Annotated in this window: 13 protein-coding genes; 5 read left to right on the top strand and 8 right to left on the bottom strand. The window is 71.8% G+C overall.

From position 1 onward, the window contains the following. Nucleotides 1–22: 22 nt before the first annotated feature. Complete coding sequence (locus tag ACZ6S0_RS06330) at nucleotides 23–973, bottom strand: LysR family transcriptional regulator (RefSeq protein ID WP_465913851.1); 951 nt, start codon at nucleotides 971–973, stop codon at nucleotides 23–25. 73 nt (nucleotides 974–1046) lie between these two features. Here ACZ6S0_RS06330 and ACZ6S0_RS06325 point away from each other — a divergent pair, with 73 nt between their 5' ends. Further along, nucleotides 1047–1325 carry a CBU_0592 family membrane protein gene (locus ACZ6S0_RS06325; RefSeq protein WP_465913849.1) on the top strand — a complete coding sequence of 93 codons (279 nt, stop codon included), beginning with the start codon at nucleotides 1047–1049 and terminating at the stop codon, nucleotides 1323–1325. 58 nt (nucleotides 1326–1383) lie between these two features. Here ACZ6S0_RS06325 and ACZ6S0_RS06320 read toward each other — a convergent pair whose 3' ends face one another. After that, nucleotides 1384–1587 (bottom strand): hypothetical protein, encoded by a 204-nt coding sequence (locus ACZ6S0_RS06320; RefSeq protein ID WP_465913847.1) that lies wholly within the window; start codon nucleotides 1585–1587, stop codon nucleotides 1384–1386. A gap of 5 nt (nucleotides 1588–1592) precedes the next feature. On the opposite strand from ACZ6S0_RS06320, the gene map reads away from it, so the two are divergent. Further along, the gene (map, locus tag ACZ6S0_RS06315) at nucleotides 1593–2441 is read left to right on the top strand and encodes a type I methionyl aminopeptidase (RefSeq protein ID WP_465913846.1); all 849 of its coding nucleotides are present in this window, start codon (nucleotides 1593–1595) and stop codon (nucleotides 2439–2441) included. A 19-nt stretch (nucleotides 2442–2460) separates the two neighbouring features. On the opposite strand, the gene ACZ6S0_RS06310 is transcribed toward map, so the two are convergent. The 4 genes from ACZ6S0_RS06310 to ACZ6S0_RS06295 form a co-directional block, all read right to left on the bottom strand. Then, the gene (locus ACZ6S0_RS06310; protein WP_465913844.1) at nucleotides 2461–2844 is read right to left on the bottom strand and encodes a sensor histidine kinase; all 384 of its coding nucleotides are present in this window, start codon (nucleotides 2842–2844) and stop codon (nucleotides 2461–2463) included. Between the two features lie 209 nt (nucleotides 2845–3053). After that, complete coding sequence (locus tag ACZ6S0_RS06305; protein WP_465913842.1) at nucleotides 3054–5030, bottom strand: bifunctional copper resistance protein CopD/cytochrome c oxidase assembly protein; 1977 nt, start codon at nucleotides 5028–5030, stop codon at nucleotides 3054–3056. After that, entirely contained in the window at nucleotides 5027–5617 is a 591-nt protein-coding gene (locus ACZ6S0_RS06300; protein WP_465913840.1) for a copper resistance CopC family protein, read from the bottom strand. The genes ACZ6S0_RS06305 and ACZ6S0_RS06300 overlap by 4 nt, the downstream gene beginning before the upstream one ends. Nucleotides 5618–5678: 61 nt before the next feature. Beyond that, complete coding sequence (locus ACZ6S0_RS06295; RefSeq protein ID WP_465913837.1) at nucleotides 5679–6962, bottom strand: helix-turn-helix domain-containing protein; 1284 nt, start codon at nucleotides 6960–6962, stop codon at nucleotides 5679–5681. Nucleotides 6963–7417: 455 nt separating this feature from the next. Between ACZ6S0_RS06295 and ACZ6S0_RS06290 the strand changes: the two genes are divergently transcribed. Further along, nucleotides 7418–10264: an AfsR/SARP family transcriptional regulator gene (locus ACZ6S0_RS06290; protein ID WP_465913836.1), complete on the top strand. Its 2847-nt coding sequence runs from the start codon at nucleotides 7418–7420 to the stop codon at nucleotides 10262–10264. On the opposite strand, the gene ACZ6S0_RS06285 is transcribed toward ACZ6S0_RS06290, so the two are convergent. Then, the gene (locus ACZ6S0_RS06285; RefSeq protein WP_465913834.1) at nucleotides 10239–11732 is read right to left on the bottom strand and encodes a PucR family transcriptional regulator; all 1494 of its coding nucleotides are present in this window, start codon (nucleotides 11730–11732) and stop codon (nucleotides 10239–10241) included. The two genes, ACZ6S0_RS06290 and ACZ6S0_RS06285, sit on opposite strands and share 26 nt — an antisense overlap. Nucleotides 11733–11827: 95 nt before the next feature. On the opposite strand from ACZ6S0_RS06285, the gene ACZ6S0_RS06280 reads away from it, so the two are divergent. Continuing rightward, the gene (locus tag ACZ6S0_RS06280) at nucleotides 11828–14017 is read left to right on the top strand and encodes a molybdopterin cofactor-binding domain-containing protein (protein ID WP_465913832.1); all 2190 of its coding nucleotides are present in this window, start codon (nucleotides 11828–11830) and stop codon (nucleotides 14015–14017) included. A gap of 10 nt (nucleotides 14018–14027) precedes the next feature. Further along, nucleotides 14028–14261, top strand: a complete 234-nt coding sequence (locus ACZ6S0_RS06275; RefSeq protein ID WP_465913830.1) for an EF-hand domain-containing protein — start codon at nucleotides 14028–14030, stop codon at nucleotides 14259–14261. A gap of 100 nt (nucleotides 14262–14361) precedes the next feature. On the opposite strand, the gene ACZ6S0_RS06270 is transcribed toward ACZ6S0_RS06275, so the two are convergent. Beyond that, complete coding sequence (locus ACZ6S0_RS06270; RefSeq protein WP_465913828.1) at nucleotides 14362–15321, bottom strand: excalibur calcium-binding domain-containing protein; 960 nt, start codon at nucleotides 15319–15321, stop codon at nucleotides 14362–14364. Between the last annotated feature and the right edge of the window lies 1 nt (nucleotide 15322).

Raw genomic sequence — 15322 nt, 5'->3', positions numbered from 1 at the left:
GAGCTTGACGGGAGACTCACGGTCAGGAGGCCGTCCGCTCTCCGATGCGCCCGCGCAGCGACGCCTCCAGCGCCGCCGTGGCCTCCTCGATGGCGCCGATCACCACGGCCTGCACCGGATCCGGCTCACCCGACCGCGTACGGCTCACCCGGGTGACGGCGTCCAGCCTGCGCGCGCCCACGTCACGTACCTCGCTGACCAGCACCTCGCCCTCGGGGACGTCCAGCAACGCCAGGGCGGGCACGATCGCCACGCCGTGCCCGGCCGCCACCAGCGCCAGCGTCGGCCCGAACTCGGCGATGACGTGCACCTTGCGCGGCTCGAACCCGTGCAGCCCCGCCAGCCGCTCCAGCGCCTGCCCGCACGCCTGGGTCGGCTCGCCCGCGACCCAGGGCAGCCGGATGAGGTCGGCGACCGTGGACGGCGGGTCGGGCCAGGCGGGCGGGACCACGATGCGGTACTCGTCCACGTACAGCAGGCGGGTGCTCAGCGACGGTTGCGAGAGGCCGGGCAGGCTCATGTCCTGCTCGGTGATGAGCACGTCGACCGCGCCCATCCGCAGCTCCTGCAGCGCCGGGTGCCCGTAGATCTCGTGGATGGTCGGCGTGATCCTGGGATGGCGTACGGCCAGGTCGCTCAGGGCGGGCACCAGCATGTGCTTGATCACGGTGGGGAAGGCCGCGATGCGCACCGGCCCGGCCAGGCGTTCGGTGAAGCGGGTCAGCTCCCGCTTGGCCTCGATCAGCTCCTCCTCCACCCGCTCGGCGTACCCGGCCAGCACCCGTCCCGCCGGAGTGAGCGACACGCTGCGCTGGGAACGGTCGATGAGGGCGAGCCCGACCTCGCGTTCGAGCTGGGCGAGCTGCTGGGAGACGGCGGAGGGGGTCAGGTGGAGCGCCTCGGCGGCCCGCATGACGCCACCGCGCCTGGCGACCTCGTGCAGGACCCGAAGCCGCCGGGGGTCGATGTCCATGCAGATCAGCTTACGCCCACCTTTAGCAACCTTTATTTGTGCTTCACAAGCCTGAGTCCGGACAATATGGCCCATGGATCTCCTGCTCGCCGCCGCCGGCTGGGCCGGCGCGGCCGTGCTGCTGGTCGGGTACGCCCTCGTCTCGTCGTCGCGCTTGTCGGGGGACGGGACGGCGTACCAGGTGCTCAACCTGACCGGCTCGGTCGGCCTGATGGTCAACAGCGCCTACAGCGCCGCCTGGCCGTCAGCCGCGCTCAACCTGATATGGGCGGCGATCGGCATCACGGCCCTGGTCAAGCTGGCCCGGGCGGCGGGCGCACCGAAGAGACCCACCCACCGGCCCGCACCGTGACCGGGCCGCGACCTGGCCGTCACACCCGGCGGCCGCGGCCACCGTGATCAACCGTCGGTCACTCGTCGTCCTGGTCGGCCTCGTCCCACGCCTTGTTGCGGTCGGCGGCGCGTTGCAGCGCTCCCGCCGCCTCCTGCTCGGACGCGTAGGGACCCATCCGGTCCTTGTTGGGGCAACCCTGGTCGGGCTCGACCCGCATGTGCTTGAGACAGAACCACCACTGGCCTTCGCTCACGGGGTCAATTCTGCCCCGTAGACTCATGTTTCATGACGACACTGCTCCAGCCCGGGCGAGTTTCGCCCATGCGAAAGGTTCCCGCCCACATCGAGCGGCCGGAGTACGTCGGCAAGAAGCGCCCCAAGACCGGCGAGTCCGACGTGAAGAGCCCCGAGATCATCGAGCGCATGAGGGTGGCGGGCCGCATCGCCGCGCAGGCGCTCGAAGAGGTCGGCAGGCACGTCCGGCCGGGTGTCACGACCGACGAGCTCGACAGGATCGGCCACGAGTTCCTCATCGACCACGGCGCCTACCCGAGCACGCTGGGCTACAAGGGCTATCCGAAGTCGCTGTGCACCTCGATCAACGAGGTCATCTGCCACGGCATCCCCGACGACACCGTGCTCCGCGACGGCGACATCGTCAACATCGACATCACCGCCTACATCGGCGGCGTCCACGGTGACACCGACGCGACGTTCCTGGCCGGAGAGGTCGACGAGGAGTCGCGGCTGCTGGTCGAGCGCACGCGCGAGGCGACGATGCGCGCCATCAGGGCCGTCGCCCCCGGCCGCCAGCTCAACGTGGTGGGCCGGGTGATCGAGGCGTACGCCAAGCGCTTCGACTACGGCGTGGTGCGCGACTTCACCGGCCACGGCATCGGCACGAGCTTCCACTCCGGCCTCATGGTGCCCCACTACGACGACCCGTCGCTGCGGGTCGACCTGGTGCCGGGGATGACGTTCACGATCGAGCCGATGCTGACGCTGGGCACGATCGACTACGAGATCTGGCCCGACAGGTGGACGGCGGTGACGAAGGACCGCAAGCGTACGGCGCAGTTCGAGCACACGATCCTGGTCACCGAGACGGGCAGCGAGATCCTCACCCTCCCCTGACGCCCCAGGCCGCCCGCGGTCAGCCCGGCACCACTCCGGTGACCGTCGTGCCCTCGCCGCTCACGCTGTTGACCGACAGGCTTCCCCCGACCTCGGCGAAGGCGGCCCGCATCCTGGCGATCCCCCGCCCGGCCCGATCCGTGGGAAAGCCCTGCCCGTTGTCGCTGACCGTGAGGCGCAACCCGCTCCTGCCGGTCGTCACCGCGATGGACACCGTCTGCGCCCTGCTGTGCAGCTCCACGTTGGACAGGGCTTCGCGCATCGCGGTCATGACACCGGTCGAGACCTGTGAGGGCACGTCGGTGGCGGGTAGGGCCCACGTCTCGACCGCTATGCCGGTGCGTTCGGACCACTCGGCCAGATAGGTCTCAAGCGCCTCGGCCAGGCTCTGCCCGCCGCGCATCCGTGTCTCTTCCGCCAATGGACTGTCGCCTTTCTCAGCACTCGGGCACCGCACCGATGCCCGCTCCGGCGCTCCCCTCCACAAGGTGCGCGTCCCCCCTCAAGGTCACGCACACTGGCTGATGAGGTTATACCCGTCTCCCCTGGAAGAAAGGGTACCTGGCGGCCCGGGGGCTTGCGGCGGTAGGGAAGGAGGCCATGGCCGAACGGCTACTCGCCCTTGTCGGCCCGGTTGAGACGGGCGAGGTAGGCGTTGTAGGAGTCGAGGGCCGGATCTCCGCCGCCGGCGCGGTCGGCCCGGCGGTCGGCCCGCCGCGCCTGCCGGTCGTCGTCCCTGTACCACTGCACGGCGATGGCCAGCAGCACGATGAGCGTCGGGATCTCGCCGAACCCCCACGCGATGGCCCCGCCGTCGCGCTGGGTCTGCAGCAGCGTGTCGCCCCAGGTGCGGCCGAGCTGCTCGTACCAGCCCGAGGCGATCACCGAGCCCATCATCATCAGCGCGATGCCGAAGAACGCGTGGAACGGCATGGTGACGAAGAGCATCAGCAGCCGCCCGACGTACGGGAGCCGGTTGGGCCCCGGGTCGATCCCGATGATCACCCAGAAGAACAGGCACCCGCTGATCAGGAAGTGCAGGGTCATCCAGATGTGGCCGAGGTGCTCGTTCATCGCCGACTCGAACAGCGGCGTGAAGTAGAGCGCGTACGTCGAGGCGACGAAGATCGCGGTCGCCACCACGGGATGCGTGACGACCTTGGTGAACCGGCCGTGCAGGATCGTCGTGATCCACTCGCGCGGCCCCCTGTCGCCCCTCTTGGCCGCGGGCTTGAGCGCGCGCAGGGCCAGGGTGACGGGCCCGCCGAGGACGAGGAAGATCGGCACCACCATCGACAGCATCATGTGCTCGATCATGTGGATGTCGAACATGACCTTGGCGTAGCGCGCCAGCCCGCTCTGCGTGCAGAACACCAGCAGCAGGACGCCGATGTACCAGGAGGCGGTGCGCCCCCACGGCCAGCGGTCGCCGCGCCGCCGCAGGCGCAGGACGCCGAGTCCGTAGAGCCCGCCCAGCGCCCCCGCCACCACGGCGAAGAACAGGTCGAGCCACCACAGGGAGAAGATGTTGCCGATCGTGAGCGCGGGCGGGAGCGGGAAGCCGAGCAGCTCGAACGCCCGGTCCGCGGGCAGGCTGAACTCGGGCGGCGGCGTGCGCGAGAGTGCCACGGCCACGCCGAGGGTGGCGAACATGAGCACCGTCTCGCCACCGGCCAGCCGGGTGAACGCCCGCGGCCTGCCCGCCTCCAGGTCGGCCAGCGTACGCTGCCGGTGCCAGTAGCCCACGTAGCCGAGCAGCACGAACGCCACGATCTTGGCCACGGCGAGCCTGCCGTAGTCGGAGCTCCACAGGTCGGAGACCCCACCCAGCCGCGCGACCAGGGCGAACACCCCCGACAGCCCGACCCCGGCGTAGCAGTAGAGCGCCATCCGCGAGAACCGCGCCGCGGCCACCTCGAGCTGCTCCCTGCGGCGCAGCGCGTGCAGCGCCAGCACGCCGAGACCGCCCACCCACAGGGCGAGCGAGAGCAGGTGCAGCGACACCGACGAGGTGGCCAGGCCGTGGTTGGGCGAGGAGGAGGTGTGCCCGGTCAGCGGCACGGGCAGCAGCGTCACCAGCGCGAACACCAGCAGCCCCGCCGCGGCCCCGGCCGTGATGGCGCCACGCGAGAACAGCGCGATGGCCACCCCGAACAGCACCACGAGCGTCAGCGCGACGCCCTGCGTGGTCTGGGTGGCGTAGCTGGTGAGGATGGCGCGTTCGAGGACCTGGGGCACCGTGCGGCCGATGGAGTCGGCGGCGCCGAACACGACGGCCAGGAACGCCGCCCCGGCCCACACGAGCGCGGCCCACGAGGCGGCCTTGACGTAGTCGAGCGCGTTCTTGCCCAGCACGCCCTTGTTGTTGGGCAGCAGCGCGGCGGCCATCAGCAGCAGGCCGACGGTGACCACCCCGGCCGCGTCCATGAGCAGCTTGGACACCGGCAGGCCCCACCTGACGACCACGCCGGAGTCGGGCAGCCCCGGAATGATCCGGGGGAACGCCCTGCCCCCCGCGATCATGCCGATCGCGAGGGCGAGGACCGCCGCCGCCGTGGCCCCGAGCGCGAGGCGCACCGCCCGGCTCATGGCTGCTTCCTCCGCGCGCTGAGCAGGAACCCGATGCCGATGCCGACGAGCGCCCCGATGACGATGATCAGCCAGACCGGGAACATCGTGCCCTCGGCCGACGCCTGGTCGGTGGCCGCGACCTCACTCCCCGAGGGAGCGGGCGCGCTCGCGCTCGGGGCCGCCGACGCGGCCGCGGGCGCGCTCGCCGCCTCCTCCGAGGCGCTGGGAGCTGGCGACGGCGCCCCCTTCACCCGGAACGGGATCTCCCCCTCGATCGGGTGCCCGTCGGAGGAGACGACGCGGTAGGCGATCGTGTACTTCCCGTCGGGCAGCGGCCCGCCGACCGCCTGCGTGACCACCGCGCCGTCCACCTCCGGCTCCCCGCTCTGGTGCTGGGCGTCGCCCTCGCCCCGCACGATGACGAACGGCATGCGCACCTTGGCGCTGAACTCGAGCCTGATCTCGTCGACAGACTCGACCTCGGCGCCCTTGGCCGGATTGCTGCTCTTGAGCGTGTCGTGCGCCAGCGCGGGGGCGGCGGTGCCGAACACGAGCAGGGCGGCGGCGAGGATCGCGGAGAGGGCCGCGAGCGGGGATCTGTTCATGGCACCCCCAAGGCTACCGACGACACCACCCGGTCCTGACGCCGCTCCTCGAACCGTCCTGCTACAGCCCGGCGCAGGCCAGCGCCCGCTGGTAGGACTCCACGGCCCCGTCGGAGTCACCGAGGCTCTCCATGGTCTCGGCCGTGGCGTACCAGGTGGAGGCGGAGCGGCGGGAGTCGGGCAGCGGCGCGAGCCAGTCGCGCACGGACGCCACGTGCCCAGCCGCCTCGTCGAAGCGGCCCACGGCGCCGTAGACGGTGCCGAGCAGGAGCTTGGCCTCCGCGCCCAGCACGTAACCGTAGGCGGGGAGCCGGTTCCGGCCGATCACGGCGTGCTGGATGGCCTTGTCGTAGTCGCCGGCCATGTATTCGGCATAGGCCAGCTCGATGTGGACGCGGGCCCGGTCGAGGATGCTGGTGGAGGTCTGCTCAAGCTCCTCCGCCGCCGTCCGGAGCACTTCGCGAATGGCGCCGGCCTCGGCCGGCCGGGCCCTGAGCCGCTTCTGCAGCATCGCCAGGCGCATCCTGGCGACACTACGCGGCTGCCCGGTCTCCACCTGCACCGCCATCGCCCGCTCGGCGAAGGACAACGCCTCCTCCGTATGGCCGGTGGCGTGGGCGACGGCGGAGGCGTTCCAGTTGGCGGCGACGATCGAGCGCGGCGTGCCGAGCGCGTCGGCGGCGTTGAGCAGCTCGGCCGCGAACTGACGAGCCCGCAGCAGGTCGCCGCGCAGGATGTACGCGCCCAGCAACGTAGCGGCCAGCTCGACGAGCTGATCGGTCCAGGGCTGCCGGGCGCTGCCCATCAGCATCGCCTCGCCCACCTCGACGGCCTCGGTCAGGCGCTCGCTCTCCCGATAGGCGCGGCACAGCACCATGGCGATCTCGATGCCTCGCTCGGGCGCCAGTTCCTCGTTGCGCAGCCGCGACAGGATGGAGATCGCCTCGTCGAGATCGCCGCAAGCCTCGGTGGCGAGGGCGAGTCCGAATTCGGCATCTTGACGAAGTCTGGTGAGCCCTGTCAGGTTATTGTTCTGCAGCAGCTCGGCGTAGCGGGTACGGGCCTCTTGGACCTCACCGTTCTCGAGGGCCAGCCGCGCGTAACCAAGGGCTAGTTCGATGTCCTCCATCTGCTCAGCGGTCACCCCGTTGATCAGATAAGACAGCGAACAGTCCAGTTTCTGGGCCAGCAACTCCAGAACTGCAGGGGTCGGGGTACGCTTGCCACTCTCGATCAACGAGACGTAACTGTCCGACAATTCGGGATGGGCGAGCTGTGCCTGCGACAGGCCGCGTTGTCGCCGAACCGTCTTAATGCGGAGTCCGACCAGGTCAGATGTGGTCACAGTCGTCGCTCCCTGAGAAAATACGTCGAGCTACCCCACATAGGCGAGGGAGAACCCCATGCGCATGCGTCTTGCCCTGTCTGCTCTGGTCGCCGTGATCGCAATCGCGGTGACCGCTGGAGGTAATGCTACGGCTGCGAGTGCCACTACGTCTTCCCCCAGTACGAGTCTGGACGACACTCTCTGCTGCTAGCCAAAATCCCGACAGGAGGGGAGCAGGGTCCATCAGCCGGATGATCCTCACCGCACAGAGGACGACGGCCCCGGCCTTCCGCACACGCGCTCCGCACCCAGACCGTGTCGCGGCCCGGCTCCCCAGAACCCGAAGCCCTGCGCTGGCCACAACCTAGCGCAGGGCTTCTACATCGCTTCTACATAACGCCACGACCTCGACGCGCACGGGAGAGCGTTAATCTGCCTGGGTCACACAGGCAGAGGGATTCCGCGGAGGCTGTATGAGCGAAGAACTCTCCGTTCGCGTTCTCGGCGCGGTGACGGCCGCCCGCGGCTCTTCGCCGATCGAGGCCGGCCCGCCCCAGCAGCAGATCGTCCTGGCCATGCTCGCGACCTCCGCCACCGTTCCCGTGCCGATCAGCCGGTTGGTCGCCGGAATCTGGGGGGAGGCGGCCCCCCGCAACGCCGAGCAGGGCGTCTACACCTACATCGCCGGCCTGCGCCGGGCCTTCGAGCCCGATCGCGGGCCCCGGCGGCCGTCACGCTATCTCACCGGGTCCAAGGCCGGCTACGTCTTACGCGTGGAGCCGTCCCACGTCGACGGGTTGCTGTTCGCCGACCTGGTCGACCGGTCCCAGCACGACGCGGATGACCAGCAGGCGGCCCGCCGGCTCGACGCGGCCCTGGCCCTGTGGCAGGGCACCGCGCTGAGTGGCCTGTCAGGGCCCTTCGCCGAGGCGGAACGCGCCCGCCTGGACGATCTGTGGCTGGCCGCGTCCGAGCGCCGCGCCGACCGGCTGCTGCGGCTGGGGCGCCACGAGGAGGTCACCGCCGAACTACGCGACCTCGTCCGGCGTCATCCGCTGCGGGAACGGATCCGCGAACTGCTCATGGCGTCGCTGTTCCACTCCGGACTGCGGGCCGAGGCGCTGGAGGTCTACGAGCAGTGCCGGGTCCTGCTCGCCGACGAGCTCGGTGTCTCCCCGGGTGAAGGTCTGCGCCGGTGCCACGAGATGGTGTTGCGCGCCGACGCGGAACAGGCCGGGACGTCACCGGCCGCTGTGGGGCCGGCACCGGTCGCGAACGTGCCGCACCAGTTGCCCCGTCCCCTGGTGGAGTTCGTGGGCAGGGTGCAGGAAAGCATGAGGGTCAAGGAACGGCTGGCACCGTGGGACGACTCTTCTCCCGGCCCGTTGGTGGTCGTCTCCGGGGCGGCGGGGGTGGGCAAGTCGGCGCTGGCGGCCTATGTCGCCCACCAGGCACGCGACCGCTTCCCCGACGGGCAGCTCTACGTCAACTGCCGGGGCGCCACCCCCGAGTTGTCCGCGCTCACCGCGCTCGACGTGCTCGGGCGTTTCCTGCGCGGCCTGGGCGTGCCGCCCCAGGCGGTCCCGACCGACCTGGACGAGGCGGCGGCCATGTGGCGCACCCGGCTGCACGAGCGGCGAGTGCTGGCGCTCCTGGACGACGCCGCCGACCTGGCGCAGATCCGGCCGCTGCTGTCGGTGCCGCTGGGCAGCGCCCTGCTGGTGACCAGCCGCGAGAGCATGATCTGGGGCGAGGACGCCTTCGAGGTGGAGCTGCGCAGGATGTCCTTCTCAGAAGGGGCCACGATGCTGGCCAAGCTCGCGGGCGCGGAACGGGTGTCAGCCGACGCGGACGAGACGGCCAGGCTGGTGCGCCTGTGTGACGGCCTCCCACTGGCCCTGCGCATCGCTGGGGCCCGCCTGGCCGCCCGCCCCGGCTGGCGCCTGTCGGCGCTGACGGCGCGTCTGAGCGACGAGCGGCGTCGCCTGCACGAGCTGGCGGCGGGCGACCTGGCCGTGCACTCCAGCCTGGCCGCCAGCCACACCGCGCTCGAACGCGGCTCCCGTCCGGTGGATCGGCTGGCCGCGCGCACCCTGGCGCTGCTCGGCCGCCTGCACGTGCCCGAGGTGACCGGGGAGGCGACGGGCGCGCTGCTCGCGGAGCCGACCGCGAAGGCCGAGGCGGCCCTGGAACGGCTGGCGGACGCCCACCTGCTCGAGCGTGGCGCGCCGGGACGCTACCAGCTACACGACCTGGTGCGCCTCTTCGCCGCGGAACTCCGGGCGGAGGACGGCCGCGAGGCACTCGTCCGCGCCCTGTCCTATTTCGCCGCCTCCGCCCGGCTGGCGAGCCATGTCAGCGAACCGCACCGCGCGCAGGAGGCGGCGCCGGTCGATGCGGTGCCGCACGCGATCTCCGGCAGGGAAGAGGCGATCGCCTGGTTGTTCGAGGAGGAGGCGGTCCTGGCGGCTGCCGCCGTTCAAGCCATGAACTCTCCCGATGACGCCGTCGCCGAACTCGGCGTCAACATCGCCTTCGGCCTTCACTGGCACTACGACCGGGCCCACCGGATGGCGACGGAGCTCGAGCTCAACCTTCAGGCGCTCCAGGCGAGCCGCCGGCTTGGGGATGAGAAGAGCGCATTGATCGCACACAGTCACGTCGGCAATATCCTGCGTATGTACCGGCGTACGGACGAGGCCGTCGAGCATCTCCGGGCCTCGCTGGAGATATCCGAGCGGCTCGGTGACACTTTCGGGAAAATGCGCGCGCTCGGCAACCTGTCCAGCGTCTACAACTCGGCCGAGCGCTTCGAGGAGGCGCTGCCTTGGGCCGAGCGCCAGCTCGCCTTTGCCAGGCACGCCGACCTGCGGGTCGGTGTGCGCTACGCACAGATGTGCATCGGCAGCGCTCTTCTGGGCTCAGGCCGTCCAGGGGAGGCGCTCGAGCCCCTGCACGAAGGGCTGGCCGACGCCCACGAGGTCGGCGACAGCGGCATCGAAGGGCAGATTCAGGTGACCGTCGGCGAGTGCCACCTCGCCGAGGGCGACCACGAACAGGCCCTGGCCCACCTGCTGAACGCCTACGAGCTGCTCACGGCGGCCGGCTACGGGATCCCGCGGTTGCGCTGCCTCATCGCGCTGTCGCGAACGTTCCGGGAACTGGGCGACCAGGACCGGGCCCTCCACTGGATCACGGTGGGCGCCTCCGTCGGCGGGTTCGGCAACGCCCGCTGGGAACGGCGACTGGCGGAGGAGCGGGCGGCCGTGATGGAGGCGCGGGATCGACAGGCGGTCAACGAGGTGTCCCGGTATCCCTGAGTGCCAGGAAGAAGTCGACCCGGTCGGCCATCGTGGACAGGTTTCTGCCGGTCAGCTCCTCGATCCGGCGCACCCGGTAGCGCACGGTGTTGACGTGCACGTGGAGCTGCTCGGCGCAGGCGTTCCAGGAGCCGGCGCAGTCGAGGAAGATCCCGAGCGTGCGCACCAGCTCCGACTGGTGCCTGCGGTCGTAGTCGAGCAGCGGCGAGAGCAGCCGGGCGGTGAACGATCGGCGCACGTCGCCCGGCACCGTGGCCAGCAGCAGCGCGTGGGTGTAGATCTCGTCGCTGGTCACCACCCCGCCGGCGCGGGCCTCGGCCAGGCGGCGGGCGTGCCCGGCCTCCTCCACACCGCCCTTGAGGGCCGCGGCGCCGGTCAGCGCGCCGCTGAGGCCCACGCACAGGCGGACGTCGGGCAGGGCGGCGAGCACCCCGGCGCCGGTCCGCAGCCGGTCGGCCAGCTCGGCGGCGGTGCGCTCGCGCAGCGGCACCACGGCCACCGCGCCGTCGGCGCCGGCCGCCGCCACGATCTCGCGGCCGAGCAGTTCTTCCACGACCTGGCCGCCGAGCGTGGCGGGGTCGGGGCCGCGGGTGGCGCCCGGCCTGGGCGCGGTGGCGCTCACCACCGCGTACGGCTCCACCGCGTCGATGCCGCACGTGAGCAGCCGGGCGTTCAGCTCGGCGGCGTCGGCCTCGGCCAGCGCGGCCACGACGAGCTGCTCGGCCAGGCGGCGCTCGACCCGGCGGCCCTCCTCGATGTGGGTGCGTTCGAGGCCCACGCAGGCGGCCAGCTCGTGGCCGAGGTCGGCCCGGTCGATGAGGTCGCCGTCGCAGGCCAGTGCCCAGCCCGCGGCGCGGTGGCCGCGCCCGACCGCGAAGACGGTGTGCCCGCCGACCCTGACCGGCAGCCGGGACGCCGTCAGATAGGCCGTGGCCAGGCGTACCGGGTCGTCGGCCACGCCCACGATCACCTCGCCGGAGGCGGACACGACGGCGCCGGTGACGCCCAGCTCGGCGGCGGTCAGCTCGAACAGCTCGCGCAGGTCGGCGCCCTCGGCGATGGCCGAGACCAGCCGGCGGTGGCGGCCGAGCGCGTCGCGTACGTCGCCGGACAGCCGCCGCACGACCCGCTCGGCCAGCGTGCTGAAGGAGACCTCGACCGGCACCTCCACCAGCGGCAGGCCCGCGGCCCGGCAGGCGGCCACCAGGTCGGCGGGCACGTGGCCGAGCCGCGCGTGCCCGGCGCCGAGCGCGGCGACCCCCGCCTCGGCCAGCGCGGACACGAACCGGGCCGAGTCGCCGGGCGCCTGCCACCACATCAGCCCGGTCAGCACCAGCTCGCCCCCGCTCAGGTAGCGGCCTGGGTCGGGCAGGTCGGTGACGGTGACCCTGCCGAACTCGCGGGCCGGGTCGCCGGTGAGCAGGGTCAGGCGCAGCTCGTCGATGGCCAGCAGGTCGGAAACGCGCACTTGGAGGAATATACAAGCCCGGCAGGACAACCGCTGACCGGGATTTCACATCGGGCGCATAGGACGGGCGGTCCGGCCGGTGCTCTACTCGGAAGATGACGCAGACGGCCGACACGATCCTGCACGGGGTCGGGCAGAGCGCGCGGCGGCCCGACGCCACGCTCAAGGTGACCGGCGAGTTCGCCTACGCCTCCGACCTGTGGCTGGACGGCATGGTGTGGGGGGCGACGCTGCGCAGCCCGCATCCGTCGGCGTGGATCCGCTCGATCGACGTGGGCCCGGCGCTGAAGCTGCCGGGCGTGCTGGCGGTGCTGACCCACGAGGACGTGCCGGGCACGAAGTTCTACGGCCTGGATCACCTCGACCAGCCGGTGCTGGCCATCGACGAGGTCCGCTACCAGGGCGAGCCGGTGGCGCTGGTGGCCGCCGACCATCCGGAGACGGCCCGCCGGGCCGCCGCGGCCATCGTGGTCGAGTACGAGCCCCGCCAGGCCGTCACCGACCCCCGCCTGTCGCAGCACTTCGTCCGCCACCAGCCGGTACGCCGCGGCGACACGTTCGAGGCCGAGGTCGTGGTCCGCGGCGAGTACGAGGTCGGCATGCAGGACCAGGCGTTCCTGGGCCCGGAGTCGGGCCTGGCGGTGCCCGCCGAGGACGGCGGCGTCGACCTGTACATCGCCACCCAGTGGCTGCACGTCGACCGCGACCAGCTCGCGCCCTGCCTGGGCCTGCCCCAGGACAAGGTACGCCTGACGCTGTCGGGCGTCGGCGGCGCGTTCGGCGCCAGGGAGGACCTGTCGATGCAGGTCCACGCCTGCATGCTGGCCCTGCGCCTGAACCGGCCCGTCAAGATCGTCTATGGCCGGGAGGAGTCGTTCTTCGGCCACGTGCACCGCCACCCGGCCGTGATGCAGTACGAGCACGGCGCCACCCGCGACGGCCGGCTCGTCTACGTCAAGGCGGACATCCTGCTGGACGGCGGCGCGTACTGCTCCTCCTCCCCCGCCGTCGTGGGCAACGCGGCCTCGCTGGGGGCGGGCCCGTACGAGGTGCCCAACGTGCGCGTGGACGCCATCGGCGTCTACACCAACAACCCGCCCTGCGGCGCGATGCGCGGCTTCGGCGCGGTGCAGGCGTGTTACGCCTACGAGTCGCAGATGGACCGCCTGGCCGAGGCGTGCGGCCTGTCGCCGGTCGAGATCCGGGTACGCAACGCCGTCTCCCAGGGCTCCCGCCTGATCACCGGGCAGGTGATCGACTCCCCCGCCCCGCTGGCCGAGATGTTGCACCGGCTGGAGGCCGTGCCGCTGCCCTCCGAGGGCCCAGGCCGCGACCTGCGGGGGCTGCCCGGCGGGGTGTCCCAGACCACGCACGGCGAGTCCGTCCGCCGGGGCGTCGGCTACGGCGTCGGGATCAAGAACATCTGCTACTCCGAGGGGTTCGACGACTACTCCACGGCGCGGGTGCGGGCCGAACTGGTCGGCGGCGAGCCGCACGTGACCGTGCACACGGCGGCGGCCGAGGTGGGCCAGGGCCTGGTGACGCTCCAGGCCCAGATCGCGCGTACGGAGCTGGGCGTCGCCGACGTCACCGTGGCCACCGCCGACACCTCGGTCGGCTCCTCGGGCTCCTCCTCGGCCTCCCGGCAGTCGTACATGACCGGGGGCGCGGTCAGGGCCGCCTGTGAGGCCGTGCGCGAACGGTTCGAGGGGTTGCCGGTCAGGGAGGCGCTGGAGCGCTTCGGGCCGATCGAGGAGACGCGCGAATACCGGCACCGGCCCACGTACCCGCTCGATCCGCGCACCGGGCAGGGCGACTCGCACACCCAGCTCGCGCTGTGCGTGCACCGCGCCGTCGTGGACGTGGACGTCGAGCTGGGCCTGGTGAAGGTGGTCGAGCTGGCGGCGGTGCAGGACGTCGGGCGGATCATGAACCCGCAGGCGCTGGAGGGCCAGATCCACGGCGGCTCCGCCCAAGGGCTCGGGCTGGCGCTGATGGAGGAGATCCAGGTGCGCGACGGCCTGGTGCTGAACCCGTCGTTCACCGACTACCTCATCCCCACCATCCTCGACATGCCGCCCATGAAGCTGGAGATCCTCGAGAATCCGGACCCTGCGGCCCCGTACGGGCTGCGCGGAGCCGGTGAGCCCCCCACGCTCTCCTCCACCCCCGCCATCGCCGCCGCGGTCAGGGCGGCCACCGGGCTTCGGTTGACTCGCGTTCCGATGAGGCCGGAAGATATCGCCTTGTCCGAGACCGGAACGTTCGACGAGAGTTCGACTTAGGGGGCATCCGATGGCAAGCGCGCACGAGGCGGCCGAGACGGAGTTCAGGCGCTTCGACACCGACGGCGACGGGCTGCTGACCGCCGACGAGATCAGGAAGGCCAACGAGGCGCTGGGTGGGCAGGGGGCGTCCGAGAGCGAGGTCGAGGCGTTCATCGCGGCGGCCGACAGCGACGGCGACGGGACGATCGAGCTCGAGGAGTTCGTCGCCCTGGTGGGCCGGGGCCGCCACCAGAAGGCGTGAGCCGCACCCCTGCCGGGTAGGCCATCCGGCGTTCCCCCTGGTCACGAGAGGGGAACGCCGGGCTCGCCGGAGCCCGGCCTCGCCCCGATCCCGATCCCGATCAGCGGATGTCGCCGGGGTTGCAGGCCACGTTGTTGCGGTCGACGTCGGGATACCAGGTGTACTCCTCGTGCGTGCCCTTGTAGTAGGGCCCGTCGCCCGCGTCAACCGCCTCCTTGCAGCTCGCGTACCGCTGGTCGAGGGGTCGCTGCCCGCCGCCCGCCGCGGGGGCCGTGCCGCCGGTCACAGGGGCCGTGCCCGCCGGGCCACCGGTCGTGGTCAGGTCTGGCCCGGTGGTCTGCTGACCGCCCGTCCCAGCGGTCGGTCCCGTGGTGGGCCCAGTGGTGGGCCCTGTGGTCGGTCCTGTGGTGGGCCCCGTGGTGGGCAGGGCGGGTGTCCCCGGCCCGCCGGGGGTGGCGCCGGGCGGGCTGCCGACCAGGCGTGCCACCAGCGCGTCGGCCTCCTCCTTGGTGAAGCCGGCGATGCTCACGCTGTCGCCGTCCATCGGCTGGGTGACGATGGGCGCGGCCAGCACGGTCTTGGGCTGGTCGGCCTGCTCGGGCGCCAGCACGACCGCCACCGCGCGCCCGTCGGGCGCCATCTCGTCGATCAGGTCGACCAGCCGCTGCTTGAACGCGGGCGCGACCGCGATCCGCACGGAGTATTGCCCGTCGCGCTCGCGCAGCGGCTCGACCTGCTGCACGGCGCCGACCGTGACGCCGTCTTCGAGCAGGTAGCAGGTCGACTGATCGGCGTCGAGCACGGCCGGGTCACCCGGGCAGGGCGCGGGCTTGGTCTCCTTGACCGGCGCGAAGTGGATCGGCACGTCGAGGTGGCGCGGGGGCGGGCCGCCCAGCAGCGGCGCGTCGGGGCTCCTGGTCATCAAGACGGCGACCGTGCCCAGCACACCTGCCACGAGCACCACGAGAACGAGCGAGACGATCAGCACGATGGTGGTGAGTCTGCTGGCCCTCGGCTCCTCCGGGTCCGCCTGCGACAGCGGCTCTTCCGGCTTGTCCATC

The sequence above is a fragment of the Nonomuraea sp. NPDC051298 genome, assembly GCF_055586305.1.
This window is presented reverse-complemented; position numbering and strand designations above follow the sequence as displayed.